This is a genomic window from Microbacterium sp. (genome assembly GCF_044508325.1).
Classification (GTDB): Bacteria; Actinomycetota; Actinomycetes; order Actinomycetales; family Microbacteriaceae; genus Microbacterium.
In genome coordinates, this window is sequence record NZ_JBIQHX010000016.1 from 1 (window position 1) to 14,999 (window position 14,999).

Annotated in this window: 15 protein-coding genes; 1 reads left to right on the forward strand and 14 read right to left on the reverse strand. The window is 70.1% G+C overall.

Annotation, left to right across the window (positions count from 1 at the left end; all coding sequences use genetic code 11):
* The 4 genes from ACIWQI_RS12385 to ACIWQI_RS12400 all read right to left on the reverse strand — a co-directional run.
* On the reverse strand, nt 1-817 hold an 817-nt coding region (locus ACIWQI_RS12385), incomplete at its 3' end, for a cbb3-type cytochrome c oxidase subunit I (RefSeq protein ID WP_396657816.1).
* A 2-nt stretch (nt 818-819) separates the two neighbouring features.
* Nucleotides 820-1,719 carry a cytochrome c oxidase subunit II gene (gene coxB / locus ACIWQI_RS12390; RefSeq protein ID WP_396657818.1) on the reverse strand — a complete coding sequence of 300 codons (900 nt, stop codon included), beginning with the start codon at nt 1,717-1,719 and terminating at the stop codon, nt 820-822.
* 125 nt (nt 1,720-1,844) lie between these two features.
* Nucleotides 1,845-2,210 carry an iron-sulfur cluster insertion protein ErpA gene (gene erpA, locus ACIWQI_RS12395; RefSeq protein ID WP_396657820.1) on the reverse strand — a complete coding sequence of 122 codons (366 nt, stop codon included), beginning with the start codon at nt 2,208-2,210 and terminating at the stop codon, nt 1,845-1,847.
* A 67-nt stretch (nt 2,211-2,277) separates the two neighbouring features.
* Nucleotides 2,278-3,687, reverse strand: coding sequence for a dipeptidase (locus ACIWQI_RS12400; protein WP_396657822.1), 1,410 nt, complete (start codon nt 3,685-3,687; stop codon nt 2,278-2,280).
* A 50-nt stretch (nt 3,688-3,737) separates the two neighbouring features.
* Here ACIWQI_RS12400 and ACIWQI_RS12405 point away from each other — a divergent pair, with 50 nt between their 5' ends.
* Nucleotides 3,738-4,310 carry a DUF3043 domain-containing protein gene (locus ACIWQI_RS12405; RefSeq protein ID WP_396657824.1) on the forward strand — a complete coding sequence of 191 codons (573 nt, stop codon included), beginning with the start codon at nt 3,738-3,740 and terminating at the stop codon, nt 4,308-4,310.
* On the opposite strand, the gene ACIWQI_RS12410 is transcribed toward ACIWQI_RS12405, so the two are convergent.
* From ACIWQI_RS12410 to ACIWQI_RS12455, 10 genes are all read right to left on the reverse strand, one after another.
* Nucleotides 4,285-5,322: a quinone-dependent dihydroorotate dehydrogenase gene (locus ACIWQI_RS12410; protein WP_396657825.1), complete on the reverse strand. Its 1,038-nt coding sequence runs from the start codon at nt 5,320-5,322 to the stop codon at nt 4,285-4,287. The two genes, ACIWQI_RS12405 and ACIWQI_RS12410, sit on opposite strands and share 26 nt — an antisense overlap.
* 6 nt (nt 5,323-5,328) lie before the next feature.
* Entirely contained in the window at nt 5,329-5,781 is a 453-nt protein-coding gene (gene nrdR / locus ACIWQI_RS12415) for a transcriptional regulator NrdR (protein WP_396657827.1), read from the reverse strand.
* 34 nt (nt 5,782-5,815) lie between these two features.
* Nucleotides 5,816-7,117 carry a histidinol dehydrogenase gene (hisD, locus tag ACIWQI_RS12420; protein ID WP_396657829.1) on the reverse strand — a complete coding sequence of 434 codons (1,302 nt, stop codon included), beginning with the start codon at nt 7,115-7,117 and terminating at the stop codon, nt 5,816-5,818.
* A gap of 22 nt (nt 7,118-7,139) precedes the next feature.
* Nucleotides 7,140-8,285 carry a hypothetical protein gene (locus ACIWQI_RS12425; RefSeq protein WP_396657831.1) on the reverse strand — a complete coding sequence of 382 codons (1,146 nt, stop codon included), beginning with the start codon at nt 8,283-8,285 and terminating at the stop codon, nt 7,140-7,142.
* 76 nt (nt 8,286-8,361) lie between these two features.
* Complete coding sequence (gene dnaE / locus ACIWQI_RS12430) at nt 8,362-11,844, reverse strand: DNA polymerase III subunit alpha (protein WP_396657920.1); 3,483 nt, start codon at nt 11,842-11,844, stop codon at nt 8,362-8,364.
* A gap of 146 nt (nt 11,845-11,990) precedes the next feature.
* Entirely contained in the window at nt 11,991-12,440 is a 450-nt protein-coding gene (locus tag ACIWQI_RS12435) for a DinB family protein (protein WP_396657832.1), read from the reverse strand.
* Between the two features lie 46 nt (nt 12,441-12,486).
* Complete coding sequence (locus tag ACIWQI_RS12440; RefSeq protein WP_396657834.1) at nt 12,487-13,407, reverse strand: RluA family pseudouridine synthase; 921 nt, start codon at nt 13,405-13,407, stop codon at nt 12,487-12,489.
* A 1-nt stretch (nt 13,408) separates the two neighbouring features.
* Entirely contained in the window at nt 13,409-13,975 is a 567-nt protein-coding gene (gene lspA / locus ACIWQI_RS12445) for a signal peptidase II (RefSeq protein WP_396657836.1), read from the reverse strand.
* Nucleotides 13,976-13,984: 9 nt separating this feature from the next.
* A complete protein-coding gene (locus tag ACIWQI_RS12450) occupies nt 13,985-14,575 on the reverse strand; it encodes a DivIVA domain-containing protein (protein WP_396657838.1) in 591 nt (196 codons plus the stop codon).
* A gap of 120 nt (nt 14,576-14,695) precedes the next feature.
* Entirely contained in the window at nt 14,696-14,995 is a 300-nt protein-coding gene (locus tag ACIWQI_RS12455) for a YggT family protein (RefSeq protein ID WP_396657839.1), read from the reverse strand.
* Nucleotides 14,996-14,999: the final 4 nt, after the last annotated feature.

The window sequence follows — 14,999 nt, forward strand, 5'->3', positions numbered from 1 at the left end:
AGAACAGGTGCTGCCACAGCAGCACGCCGCCGTTGGCGGGATCGTAGATGTGCGCGCCGAGGATGCGGTCGGCCGCCGCCGCGAGCAGCCCCGCGGCGAGCACGGGGAACACCATGATGATGAGGATGCTGGTGATCAAGGTGTTCCACGAGAAGATCGGCACGCGGAACATCGTCATACCGGGCGCGCGCATGGTGATGATCGTCGTGATGAAGTTGACCGCGCCCAGGATCGTGCCGAAGCCGCTCATGCCCAGGCCCAGCATCCAGAGGTTCCCGCCGACTCCTGGTGAGAAGGTGAGCCCAGCCAGCGGCTGATACGCGAACCATCCGAACGATGCCGCGCCCTGCGGGGTCAGGAAGCCGGCGGTGGCAATGGTCGATCCGAACAGGAACAGCCAGAAGGCGAAGGCGTTCAGCCGCGGGAACGCGACGTCGGGGGCGCCGATCTGCAGCGGCATGATCACGTTGGCGAAGCCGGCGAACAGCGGCGTCGCGAACATCAGCAGCATGATCGTGCCGTGCATCGTGAACAGCTGGTTGTACTGCTCCTTGGTCGGGATGATCTGCATCCCGGGCTCGAACAGCTCAGCACGGATGATCAGGGCCATCACGCCGCCGAGCATGAAGAACATCACGGAGGCGATCAGGTACAGGTAGCCGATCGTCTTGTGGTCGGTGGAGGTGATCCACTTGACGATGATGTTGCCCTTCTGCTCCGTGCGGGAGGCGCTCAGCAGCGCCGCCTGGCGGGGCGGGAGGGTGGTCGGCCGGGCGTTCGGGACCTGTTCTTCCCGTGGCGGGAGTGTCGTTGTCATTTTCAGTTCCCTTCCCCGTCGTCCGGAGCGCCCGTGCCCGGGAAGTTGTTGAGACGGTTGTACTCGTCGGTGACCGGACCGGTCTGCCCGGCGTCGCGCAGCGACTGCAGGTAGTCCTCGTATTCGGCCTCGCTGACGACCTTCACGTTGAAGAGCATCTCGGAGTGGTACTCGCCGCACAGCTCGGCGCACTTGCCGGCGTACGTGCCCTCACGGGTGGGCGTGAACGACCACGAGTTGTCGTGCCCGATGTACATGTCCTTCTTGTAGAGGAAGTCGATGATCCAGAACGAGTGGATGACGTCGCGCGAGCGCAGGTCGATGCGCACGCTCTGGTCGACCGGCAGGTAGAGCGTCGGCAGGGCCTCCTGGTCGACGTCGCCGGTGGTGTGGTCGACCTGCGCCTGGATGCCCATGGTCCACACCGCGTCGGACTGGTCATCGGCCTCGCCGTTGTACTGGAAGTCCCACGCCCACTGCTTCCCGTAGGCGATGATCGAGACATCCGGATTCTCGTCCTGCGTCTCGAGGATGGTCTGGTCACGCGCCGTGAAGGCGAAGAAGCCGATGATCAGGATGACCGGGACGATCGTGTAGAAGATCTCGATCGGCATGTTGTACCGCAGCTGCACCGGAAGGCCGGTCTGGCCCTTGCGACGGCGGTACACGGTGATCGCCCAGAGCATGAGGCCCCAGGTCACGATGCCGACGACCAGCAGCACGATCCACGACGTGGTCCACAGCCCGGCGATCAACTCGGTGCGGTTCGTTGCGGGCTGGCCGTCCTCGGTGAACCCGGGCATGAACCCGTGCAGCTCCGTCGGAGTGCAACCCGCGAGAGCGATGGCCACCGCGATCCCGACGGGGATCACGGCCCAGCGGAGACGGTGTTTCGAGTGCACAGCGCACCTTTCCGGGACGAGGATGTGACTGTCGCCAGTCTAGGGCAACCTCACGGGTGATTCTGGCCGTAGACCCAGGTTCAGACCGTGTCGACCGGCGGCCGGCGACACGATTCCCGGTCTGATCAGTGGAAGCTGTCGCCGCAGGCGCAGCTGCCCGCCGCATTGGGGTTGTCGATCGTGAAGCCCTGCTCCGAGATCGTGTCCTTGAAGTCGATCTTCGCGCCGTCCAGGTAGGGCACGCTCATGTCGTCGACGACGACCTCGACCCCGTCGAAGTCCACGGTCTTGTCGCCGTCGAGGAGCCGCTCGTCGAAGTACAGCTGGTAGATCAGTCCCGAGCAGCCGCCGGGCTGCACGGCGACACGCAGCCGCAGGTCGTCGCGTCCCTCCTGCTCCAGCAGGCTCTTCACCTTGGCGGCGGCGTCGTCCGTGAGGGCGACCCCGTGAGCGCGCGTCGCGGTGTCGGGCGACAGGGCGGTGTCTGTCATTTCTTCTCCTTCGGCCACGGCCGCAGTGTGCGTCGGCCTCCCTCGGAGTCTACCGCCCGAGCCACCCTCAGGGTCGTGACTCTCCCGACCGCTGGTCGAGTCGCGACAGCAGCAGGGCCTCGGTCAGCACGGCGTTGCGGAAGGTCTCCAGATGCAGCGATTCGTCGGGGCTGTGCGCCCGTGAATGCGGGTCCTCCACCCCGGTGACGAGGATCTGCGCTCCGGGGAACTCGCGGACCAGATCGGCGATGAACGGGATCGATCCGCCGACCCCGACGTCCACGGGCGGCACGCCGAAGCCATCGTGCATCGCCTCGCGCGCGAGCGTCGCGGCCCACCCTTCGGTGTCGACCAGGAAGGCGTCCCCGCAGTCGACGTCGCTGAATTCGAGCTCCGCCCCGAAGGGTGCGTGGGCGCGCAGGTGGGCCGCGATCGCCTCGTACGCCTCCTGAGCGGGCTGGCCGGGGGCCACCCGTGCGCTGACGACGACACTCACCTCGGGCGCGAGCGTGTTCGATGCGGCCGCGACGCTCGTCGCGTCGATGCCGGTGACGGTGATCGACGGCTGATACCAGATGCGGCTGAGGATGCTGCCGCTCCCGATCGGCGAGACGCCGTCCAGCAGTCCGGTCTCGGCGCGCAGCGTCGCCTCGTCGTAGTCCGGCGTGTCGGCCTCGTGAGCGGTCAGGCCGGCGACGGCGACGGAGCCGTCCGGATTCCACAGCGAGTCCAGCAGCCTGACCGTCGCCATCATCGCATCCGGCACCGCGCCCCCGAACATCCCGGAGTGCGAAGCGTGCGCGAGGGTGCGCACCCGCAGCGTGAACCGGGCGTTGCCGCGCAGCGAGACGGTCAGCGCCGGCGTCCGCTCGTCCCAGTTGCCGGAGTCGGCGACCACGATGACATCCGCGCGCAGCGCGTCGGCGTGGTCGGAGAGGAACTGCCCGAAGGAGCGGGAACCGTACTCCTCCTCCCCCTCGATGAACATCGCGACACCGAGGTCGATGTCGTCGCCCAGAGCCGCCTTCAGGGCGCGCAGTGCGGCGACGTGTGCCATGATCCCGGCCTTGTCGTCGGCCGCGCCGCGCCCGTACAGCCGGCCGTCGCGCACCGTCGGCTCGAAGGGCGGCGAGCCCCACAGCGCCTCGTCGCCCGGGGGCTGCACGTCGTGATGCGCGTACAGCAGCACGGTCGGCCTGCCGTTGCGGGCCCGCCGCACGGCGAGCACCGCCGGCTGGCCGACCTCGTCGGTGCCGGGGATCGCGGCGCGGGCGACCTCGACCCGCTCGAACAGGCCGGTGCCTTCGACCAGCGCCGCCACGGCCTCCGCGCTGCGCACCACCTGCTCCTGGTCGAACGCGGGCCAGGCGATGGAGGGGATGCGCACGAGAGCGCCGAGGTCGGCAAGGGCGGCGGGGAGGCCGGCGGCGGCCGCTTCGCGGACGGCGGATTCCCGAGACGAAGTCGCTGAGATCATGCGGGTAATCTTAAGGGGCAGCTTCCCGACGTCTCCCAGAGGAATCCACTGTGGCCAAGACCCCTTCCCCTTCCGCGCCCGACGGCGAGCAGGACGCTCCCGCCACGGTCGGCAAGGGGCGCCCGACGCCCTCCCGCGCCGAGCGCGAGGCCGCCCGCCGGCGCCCGCTGGTCGCGGACACCAAGGAGGCGAAGGCGCGTGCCCGGGCGGAGATGGCCGAGAAGCGCGAGAAGGCGCGGATCGGCATGGCAGCCGGCGACGATCGCTTCCTCACGCCCCGAGACCGCGGCCCGCAGCGTCGCTTCGTGCGCGACTGGACGGACGCGCGCTGGAGTCTGAGCGAGTGGATCATGCCGCTCATGCTCATCGTGATCATCATCGGGTTCCTGCCCAGCACCGGATGGCTGGTCACCTACTCGTTCCTGGCGCTGTGGGGGATCATCTTCCTGGTCATCATCGAGATGATCCTGACCTCCGTGCTCGTCAAGCGCGCCGCGGCGCGCAAGTTCGGCGCCGACCGCGTCGAGAAGGGCCTGGGCTGGTACGCGGCGATGCGGCAGATCCAGATGCGCTTCCTGCGCCTGCCCAAGCCGCAGGTCAAGCGCGGCGCGAAGGTCGACTGAGCAGCCCCCGGGCGATCTGCCGCGCCCACAGCGGACCGCGGTAGAGGAACGCCGTGTACCCCTGCACGAGGTCGGCACCGGCATCCCGCCTCTCCTGCACATCGGCGGCGGTCTCCACTCCCCCGACCGACACGACGCAGAACTCCGGCGGCACGACCGCCCGCACCTGTCGCAGCACGGCCAGCGAGCGCTCTTTCAGCGGAGCACCCGACAGTCCGCCGTCGCCCGCGGCCGCGACCACGGCGGGATCGGTGACCAGGCCCTCGCGCGAGACGGTGGTGTTGGTCGCGATGAGCCCGGCAAGGCCCAGCCGCACGGCCAGCCGGGCGATGGCGGCCACCTCGTCGTCGGGCAGATCCGGCGCGATCTTCACGAGCAGCGGCGTGGACCCGGCCGCCTCGCGCACCGCCGTCAGCAGGGGTTCGAGGGTCTCCACGGCCTGCAGGCCGCGCAGGCCCGGCGTGTTCGGCGACGACACGTTGACGACGAGGTAGTCCGCGAGCGGGGCGAGCAGCCGGGCGCTGTGCAGATAGTCGGCGGTGGCCTCGGCGACATCCACCACCCGGCTCTTGCCGATGTTGACTCCGATGACCGGTCGCCGCGCACGCCGGCGGAGCCTGGTCAGGCGACGGGCCGCGGCCTGCGCCCCCTCGTTGTTGAATCCCATGCGGTTGATCACGGCGCGATCCGGGATGAGCCGGAACAGCCGCGGCCGGGGGTTGCCGCTCTGCGGGATCGCGGTCACCGTGCCGACCTCGACGTGACCGAACCCGAGTGCGCCCAGGCCGCGCACGCCCTTCGCATCCTTGTCGAACCCGGCGGCGACGCCGAAGGGCGTGGCGAACTCCAGCCCCAGGGCCTGCGTGCGCAGGCGCGGGTCGGGGCGGGTGATTCCGCGTGCGATCCAGGAGAACGGCGGGATGCCGAGGACCCTGATCACCGTCATGGCGGCGTGGTGCGCGGTCTCGGGATCCATGCGCGCGAGCACGGTCCGGAACAGGAGCGGGTACATCGCCGGCTAGTGGTCGTGATCGGCGCGCAGCTGCGCGATCGCGATGTCGAAGTCGTCGAGCGAGTCGAACGCCTGATAGACGCTCGCGAAGCGCAGGTAGGCGATCTCGTCGAGCTCGCGCAGCGGACCGAGGATCGCGAGCCCGATCTCGTTGGTGTCGATCTGCGACGAGCCGGTCCGGCGCACCGTCTCCTCGACGGTCTGGGCGAGCAGCGCGAGGTCGGCGTCGGTGACCGGACGGCCCTGACACGCCTTGCGCACGCCGGCGACCACCTTCTCGCGGCTGAACGGCTCGATCACGCCGGAGCGCTTGATGACGTTCAGGCTCGCCGTCTCGATCGTCGAGAAGCGGCCGCCGCACTCCGGGCACTGCCGGCGCCGGCGGATGCTGAGCCCGTCGTCGCTGGTGCGGGAATCGATCACGCGCGAGTCGGGGTGGCGGCAGAAGGGGCAGTGCATGGCGGGACCAGCCTAACGGGAGTGCTGCGCGGGATCAGGCGAACCGGACGCGCACGGCCTCACCGTGTGCGGGCAGCTGCTCGGCCTCCGCGAGGGCGGTGATGTCGTCGGTCACCGCGGCCAGGGCCGAGCGGTCGTACTCCACCACCTGCTGCGGACGCAGGAACGTGTGGGCGCCCAGGCCCGCGGCGTAGCGCGCCTGCCCGCCCGTGGGCAGCACATGGTTGCTGCCGGCGAGATAGTCGCCCAGGCTCACCGGGCTGTGCGCGCCGATGAACAGGGCTCCGGCGTTGACGTACCGCGCGGCCGCTTCGGCGGCGCCGTCGATGTGCAGCTCGAGATGCTCGGGGGCGTACGCGTTGCTGAACGCCTCCGCGGCGGCCGCATCGTCGACGAGCACGACGGCGGACTGCGGTCCTGCCAGCGCCGCGGCGACCCGATCGCGGTGTCGCGTGGCGGCGGCCATGCGCTCGACCTCCGCGACGACGCGCTCGGCAAGCCCTGTCGACGCCGTGACCAGCACCGCGCCGGCCTGTTCGTCGTGCTCGGCCTGGCTCACGAGGTCTGCGGCGACATAGCGGGGGTCGGCCGTGTCGTCGGCGACGACGAGGATCTCCGTGGCTCCGGCTTCGGAGTCGGTGCCCACGATTCCCGCGACCACGCGCTTGGCGGCGGCGACGAAGTTGTTGCCTGGTCCGGTCACCACATCCACCGGGACGAGCCCGATGCCCGGCACACCGTGCGCCAGTGCCCCGATGGCGCCTGCGCCGCCCATCGCGTACACCTCGTCGACGCCCAGCAGCGCGGCCGCGGCCAGGATCGTGGGGTGCACGCGCCCTCCATGCTCGCGCTGGGGCGGCGATGCCAGCGCGACGTCGCGGACGCCCGCCACCTGGGCCGAGACGACGTTCATGACGACGCTGGAGGGATACACCGCCTTGCCGCCGGGCACGTAGACGCCCGCGCGGGCGACCGGCTGCCATCGCTGGGTGACACGGGCGCCGGGCGCGAGCCGGGTGACCGATGCCAGGGGCACCTGCGCGGCCGACGCAGCCCGCACGCGGCGGATCGCCTCGGTCAGGGCATCCCGCACCGCCCGGTCCAGCGCGGCGATGGCCTCGTCGAGGTGCTCGCGGGGCACTCGGATCAGGTGACCCGAGACGCCGTCGAAGCGCTCGGCCTGCTCGCGCAGCGACTCCTCGCCGCGGGCGCGCACGTCGGCGACGACGTCGGCGGCCACCTGCAGGGCGTCGGCGCGCGCGCCGGTGGCGCGCGGGACGACGGCCAGCAGCTCCGCGGTCGTCAGCGCACGACCGCGCAGGTCGATGATGCGCACTCCTCCAGCGTACTGGCGGCGCTCAGCCGCGCGTGACGCCGGTCACGTCGTGCAGGTAGCCGATGCGGCCGTCCTCATGACGGATCACGAACAGCGAGCCGCGGTCTTCGATCACCAGCGCCCACGCGGTGGGTCCGATGCGGAAGATCGGGACCCCGTGCTCGTCGTGCACGTCCCGCTCCTCCGGCGCCAGCGCCCAGAACGCCTGGTGCGCGGTGCGCTGCGGCTCCGGCTCCGGCTCCGGTTGCGGCTCGGGCTCGGGCTCGGGCTCGCTGCGGGCGTACCGCGGCCCGGCGGCGAACTCGTCGGCGACCGGCTCGTCCCGCCGCTCGCCCTCGAACCCGAGCGCGCGGTAGGCGCCGGTGACCGTGAGCGCATCGTCGAGAGGCTCCGGCCGCACCGTGGGATCGGCCGGCGCCCCGGCGCTCGCGGTGACCTCGTCGCCCGCGCGGCCATAGGCCTCTTCGGCGGTGAAGGTCCCCTCCGCGGGCGGCACGGCCTGGGCCTCATCCTGATCCGGCGCAGCGTACGGGTCGGCCGCCGGGGCCGGCGCCGGCTTCGGGCGCGGGGGCCGCGGGGTGACGGCGCGCACGGGACGTGCGCTGCGGTGCGCCGGAGTCTCGGGCCGGCCGCGGAAGTCCTCGGCGAGCACGGGGATCAGCGGAGCGGCGACGGTGAGCACGACGCCGGCGAGCATGAGGAAGAACTCGACCCACACAACCCAGGTGCGCACCCAGACGCCGTCCGAGATGACGACGGCGACGTTGTGCCACAGCGCGACGAGCCACACCGTGGCCGAGACGGTGAACGCGACCGAGGCGAACTGGTCGATCCCGAGTGATCCCACGCGGCGGATCCCCTGCGGGGAGAATCGGCGCAGAACGACGAGGAACATCGCCACCGTCGGGACGCCGATGGTCAGGATCCAGTCCAGGCCCATCACCCACACCGACAGGCCGCCGCCGAGGGCGCGGCCGACGAGGTCGGTGTACACGGGGAAGAACGAGACCACGAAGGCCGCGAGCCACACGCCCAGCAGGGCGACTTCACGGATGGTGAACGGTCCGACGCCGTACTGCGGCGGATCCTGCGACGACATCGGGTCTGCGCCGACGGCGTCGGCCTCGATCGGATCGTCTGCGGGCTGTGCGAACTGGTCGTCGGTCACGTCATACCTTCCGTCGGGGGGACACGCCGGAGCGCGCTGAGCGGATTCGCGTCCCCGATACTACCCGCGCGACCTTTCAGCCCAGGCAGTTCGGGCCGAGCAGGCCCTTGAGCTCGCCGTAGAGGTCTGCAGTGACCGTCACCGGCAGCGGCACCTCGAAGACCTTGGCCACGCCGGCGCTCGCGCGGCCGGGCAGCAGCCGCAGCATCACCTCCGTCGATCCGGAGTGCCGGCCGAGCACGTCGGCGAGCTCGCCCACGACCGACTCGGTGGCGCGGTGCTCGGGCATGACCAGCAGCAGCGGGCCGCCGGAATCCATCGTCCCGAGATCCGGCGCGAACGCGGACTGCGCGTGCAGGTTGAGCCCGTCGTCGCGCCGCGACACGCGGCCGCGCACCACGAGGATCGCGTCGGGCTGCAGGACCGGCTGGAACTCGGTGTACGTCTTGCCCATGAACATGACGGTCACCTCGCCGCCGAAGTCCTCGACCGTGACCATGCCGTACGGGTTGCCGCTCTGCTTGGCCACGCGGTGGCTCACCCCGGTGAGCAGGCCGGCGATGGTGACCTGGTCGCCGTCTTCGATCTTCTCGTCGGAGAGCAGATCGTGGATCGTGTGGGTCGCATGCTTGGCCAGCGGCACCTCGAGTCCGGCGAGCGGATGATCGGAGACGTAGAGACCGAGCATCTCGCGCTCGAAGGCGAGCTTGTCCTTCTTGGCGAACTCCGGGCGCTCGGGGACCTTCGCGGTCGTCTGCGGCTCGTCGTCGCCCCACAGGCTGTCGAAGTCGAAGCCGACCTCGCCGTTGGCCTCGCGGCGCTTGTCGAGCACCGCCTGCTCGGCGGCATCCTCGTGGATCTCCAGCAGCGCCCGGCGGGTCGAGCCGAGCGAGTCGAAGGCGCCGGCCTTGATGAGCGACTCGATCGTGCGCTTGTTGGCGACGTGGACGGGCACCTTGGCGAGGAAGTCGTGGAACGACGTGAAGGGTTCCTGCTTGCGGGCCTCGACGATCGCATCGACGACGTTCGCGCCCACGTTGCGCACGGCGCCCAGCCCGAAGCGGATGTCGTCGCCGACCGCGGCGAAGTACCGCCCCGACTCCCGCACGTCGGGAGGCAGCACCCGGATGCCCATGCGGCGGCATTCGTTCAGGTACACCGCGAGCTTGTCCTTCGAGTCGCCCACGCTGGTCAGCAGCGCCGCCATGTACTCGGCCGGGTAGTGCGCCTTCAGGTAGGCGGTCCAGTACGAGATCAGCCCGTACGCGGCGGTGTGGGCTTTGTTGAAGGCGTAGTCGGAGAACGGCACCAGCACGTTCCACAGCGCGGTGATCGCAGCATCCGAGTAGCCGTTGGCCCGCATCCCCTCGGAGAACGGGACGAACTCCTTGTCGAGGATCTCCTTCTTCTTCTTGCCCATCGCACGCCGCAAAAGATCGGCCTGGCCGAGGGTGTAGCCGGCGAGCTTCTGCGCGACGGCCATGACCTGCTCCTGATAGACGATGAGCCCGTACGTCGTCTCGAGGATGTCCGCCAGGGGCTCGGCGAGCTCGGGATGGATCGGCTCGATCGCCTGCTTCCCGTTCTTGCGCAGCGCGTAGTTGGTGTGGGAGTCCACGCCCATCGGACCGGGCCGGTACAGGGCGAGGACGGCCGAGATGTCCTCGAAGTTGTCGGGCTTCATGAGGCGCAGGAGCGACCGCATCGGCCCGCCGTCGAGCTGGAAGACCCCCAGCGTGTCGCCGCGGGCGAGCAGCTCGTACGAGGCGCGGTCGTCGAGGGCGAGCTCTTCGAGCACGAGCTTCTCGCCGCGGTTGGCCGCGATGTTGTCGAGCGCATCGTCGATGATGGTGAGGTTGCGAAGCCCCAGGAAGTCCATCTTGATGAGCCCCAGCGCCTCGCACGCCGGGTAGTCGAACTGCGTGACGATCTGGCCGTCCTGCTCCCGCTTCATGATCGGGATGATGTCGATGAGCGGCTCGCTCGACATGATGACGCCCGCCGCGTGCACGCCCCACTGGCGCTTGAGGTTCTCGAGTCCGACCGCCGTGTCGAAGACGGTCTTGGCCTCCGGGTCGGTCTCGATGAGGGTGCGGAACTCGCTCGCCTCCCGGTAGCGCGGGTGCTCCGGGTCGAACATGCCCTCCAGCGGCATGTCCTTGCCCATCACGGCGGGCGGCATGGCCTTGGTGAGCCGCTCCCCCATGCTGAAGGGGAAGCCCAGGACGCGGCCGGCGTCCTTGAGCGCCTGCTTGGCCTTGATCGTGCCGTACGTCACGATCTGCGCGACCCGCTCGTCCCCGTACTTCTCGGTGACGTACTGGATCACCTCGCCGCGACGCCGATCGTCGAAGTCGACGTCGAAGTCGGGCATCGAGACGCGCTCGGGGTTGAGGAAGCGCTCGAAGATGAGCCCGTGCTGCAGCGGATCCAGGTCGGTGATCTTCATGGCGTACGCCGCCATCGACCCGGCGCCCGAGCCGCGGCCGGGGCCGACGCGGATCCCGTTGTCCTTGGCCCAGTTGATGAAGTCGGCGACGACGAGGAAGTAGCCGGGGAACCCCATCTGCACGATCACGCCGCACTCGTACTCGGCCTGCCGGCGCACGTCGTCGGGGATGCCGCCCGGGTACCGCTCGTGCAGGCCCCGCTCGACCTCCTTGACGAACCAGGACTCCTCGGTCTCGCCCTCGGGCACCGGGAATCGCGGCATGTAGTTGGCGCTCGTGTCGAACTCGACCTCGCAGCGCTCGGCGATCAGGAGGGTGTTGTCGCACGCCTCGGGGTGGTCGCGGAAGATCTGCCGCATCTCGGCGGGGCTCTTGATGTAGTAGCCGTCGCCGTCGAACTTGAAGCGCTTCGGGTCGTCGAGGGTCGACCCGGACTGCACGCACAGCAGGGCGGCGTGGCTGTTCGCGTCGTGCTGGTGCGTGTAGTGCGAGTCGTTGGTGGCGACCAGCGGGATGTCGAGGTCCTTCGCGATCCGCAGCAGATCGGGGATCACGCGGCGTTCGATCTCGAGCCCGTGCTCCATGATCTCGCAGAAGTAGCTGTCCTTGCCGAAGATGTCCTGGAACTCGGCGGCCGCGGCGCGCGCGGCGTCGTACTGGCCCAGGCGCAGCCGCGTCTGCACCTCTCCGGACGGGCAGCCCGTGGTGGCGATCAGGCCCTTGCTGTAGGTCTGGAGCAGCTCCCTGTCCATCCGCGGCTTGAAGTAGTAGCCCTCGATGCTGGACAGGCTCGCCAGGCGGAACAAGTTGTGCATGCCCGCGGTGCTCTCGGACAGCAGGGTCATGTGCGTGTACGCACCCGAGCCCGACACGTCATCGTCGCTCTGCTCCGGCGAGCCCCAGCGCACCCGCGCCTTGTCGGAGCGGTGGGTGCCCGGGGTGACGTACGCCTCGATGCCGATGATGGGCTTGACCCCGCCCGCCCTGGCCGCCTTGTAGAACTCGAAGGCGCCGAACGTGTTGCCGTGATCGGTGATGGCGATCGCCGGCATCCCGTGCCGGCCGGCCTCCTCCACCATCGAACCGAGCCGGGCCGCACCGTCGAGCATCGAGTACTCGCTGTGCACGTGCAGATGGACGAAGGAATCGGATGCCACGTCCTCCACTCTATGGAGGCCGTCCGACGCCGCGGGTCCGGCACCGGCGGGTCCTGCGAACCCGCCTGACCTTCGACCTGAACTCGAAGGTTCTGCCCTCACTCCGGCTCGAGGACGTAGCGCTGCACCCACGATGCCGGCACCGGCAGGGGCACGGCGTACAGGTATCGGATGAGCTGGCCGTGATGCTGGGTCTCGTGCTCGAGAAGGCGCAACGCGACCTCGATGCTGTCGGCGTCGCCGGGATCCAGCTCGCCGAGCCAGGCGTCCACCTCGGCCGCGCTCTGCTCGAGCGCGGCGCGCACCTGGTCGGCATCCTCGTCGTCGGCGAGCGAGCAGTCGAAGCCCTGCCACGACCCTGCCCGCGCCGCACGGACGTAGCTCTCCCGCGCGCCCACCACGCACCAGAAGTGGTTGGAGACCGGGCTCGACCGGACACCGGGCAGGCGCGCCCGCAGCCGGTCCGGCGGGAGGGCGTCGAGCAGATCGAGGTAGAGGCTGTTCGCGATCGTGTGCCGGCGCCGCAGCAGGGCGATCAGGTCGGTCATGTCGGCTGCCCTCCGTCAGAGACAGGATGCCACGCGGCTCTGACCGTCAGGTGCCGCGCAGCACGTCGAGCGCGTGGGCGAGGTCGGCCGGATACTCCGAGGTGAACCGCACCCGTTCGCCCGTGGCGGGGTGGTCGAACGAGAGCTCGCGCGCGTGCAGCCACTGCCTGGTCAGGCCCAGCCGCGCGGACAGCGTCGGATCCGCGCCGTAGAGCGGATCGCCGGCGCAGGGATGCCGGTGGGCGGCCATGTGCACGCGGATCTGATGCGTGCGCCCGGTCTCGAGCTCGATCTCCAGCAGGGAGGCGCCCGGGAAGGCCTCCAGTGTGCGGTAGTGGGTGATCGAGTCCTTGCCGTGCGGGGTGACGGCGAACTTCCACGAGTGCGAGGGGTGCCGGCCGATGGGCGCGTCGATGGTGCCGGCGAGCGGATCGGGATGCCCCTGCACCACCGTGTGGTAGATCTTGTCGACCTCGCGCTCCTTGAACGCGCGCTTGAGCGCCGTGTAGGCGCGCTCGGTCTTGGCCACGACCATGAGGCCGCTCGTGCCGACGTCCAGCCGGTGCACGACGCCCTGCCGCTCGGCCGCCCCGGTCGTCGCGGTGTGCACGCCGGCAGCCGCCAGCGCGCCGAGGACGGTCGGCCCCTCCCATCCGACGGACGGGTGGGCCGCGACGCCCGCCGGCTTGTCGACGACGACGATGTCGTCGTCCTCGTACACGATGCCGAGGTCGGGCACCGCGAGCGGCACCACCTCGGGGTCGCGCCGGTCCTCCCACGTCACCTCGAGCCACGACCCCGCGCGCAGCCGGTCGGACTTGGTCGCCGTGCGCCCGTCGAGCAGAACGCCTCCGGCATCGGTCACATCCGCGGCGAACGTGCGCGAGAACCCGAGCATCCGTGCCAGGGCCGCATCCACGCGGGTGCCCTCCAGCGCGTCCGGGACCGGCAGGCTCCGGGTCGGCATGTCAGCGGTCTTCGTCCGCGTCGGGCGCGGCCATCGCCTCGGTGTCGGCGTGCTTGCGGTCGCGGGTGCCGTCCAGGTGCAGCCCGAGCAGGACGAGCAGGGCCACCACGATCATGCAGCACACGATGAACATGTCGGCGATGTTGTAGATGGCGGGCATCATCCAGGGCGTGGAGATGAAGTCGACCACGTGCCCCACGGCGAACCCCGGTGAGCGGAACAGGCGATCGCCCAGGTTCCCCAGCACTCCGCCCAGCAGCAGGCCCAGCACGATGGCCCAGGTGCGCGAGCGCACGCGGGTGATCAGCAGCCACACGATGGCCACCGCGACCGCGCTCAGCGCGATCGTGAACAGCCAGGTGACGCCCTCACCGAGCGAGAACGCGGCGCCCGAGTTGCGGACGTAGTAGAAGATCAGGAAGTCGCCGAGGATCGGCACCGGCGTCTCGAAGGGAAGCGTCCGGATGACGGCGAGCTTGGACAGCTGATCGGCGGCCAGCACGAGCACCGCGAGGACCGCGGCGATCGTGCCGGCCGCCGCGGGACGCAGTGCGGGCCGGTCTGTCAAGGGATCGGGTCAGAGGCCGATGGCCGAGACGGGCGTGGGCCCGGACGGCGTGGCCTTCGCGTCGAGGTCGCGCAGCTGGCCCTCGATGTAGCTGCGCAGCTGCTGACGGTAGTCGCGCTCGAAGCTGCGCAGCTCCGTGATGCGGCTCTCGAGGTTCGAGCGCTCCTGGTCGAGGCGCGCGATCTCCTCGCGGCCCTTGGCCTCAGCTTCCGAGACGATCGACGCCGCCTGCGCGCGGGCGTCGGCGATGAGCTTGTCGCGCTGCGCCTGTCCCTCGGCGACGTGCTCGTCGTGCAGGCGCTGGGCGAGCTCGATGATGCCGGCGCTGGCGGCGGCCGGAGGGGCGCCGGCGGCGTCGGCCGGTGCCTCAGGCGCCAGGGCGGCGGGCGTCTCGGCGGTCTGTGCCGGTGCCGCCGCCGGAATGGCACCGGACTCGTAGCCGGCGAGCTTCGCCTTCAGCTCCTCGTTCTCGGCGATGGTCTTGCGCCACTCGACGACGATCTCGTCGAGGAAGTCATCGACCTCGTCCGGGTCGAAGCCCTCCTTGAACCGGACGTGCTGGAACTGCTTGGTGACGACGTCATCGGGCGTGAGTGCCATTGTCATTCCTCTTTCGGGGGGTCACTGCGTATCGATGTCGGCGGCGCACCCACCGATCGGGCACGTCATCCTGCCAGCATAGCCGCGCCCCGGCGGACCTGTCGAAGCCCCGGCACCGGGTCAGCCGGCGAGCGCGCGGGTGATGCTGAGGAGGATGAAGCAGGCGAGCATGACGATCGCGAACGCGAAGTCGATCGCGAATCCGCCCACACGCAGCGGCGGGATGAACCGGCGCAGCAGCTTGATCGGAGGGTCGGTGAGCGTGTAGACGATCTCGGCGATGACGAGCATGGCCCCGCGCGGGCGCCATTGGCGGTTGAACAGCGGGATGTAGTCCATCACCAGCCGCGCGAGCAGCACGACGATGTAGAGGAGGATGAGCGTGTTGAGGATCGCAGCGGCGACGCGCAGCACGTCCACGCTG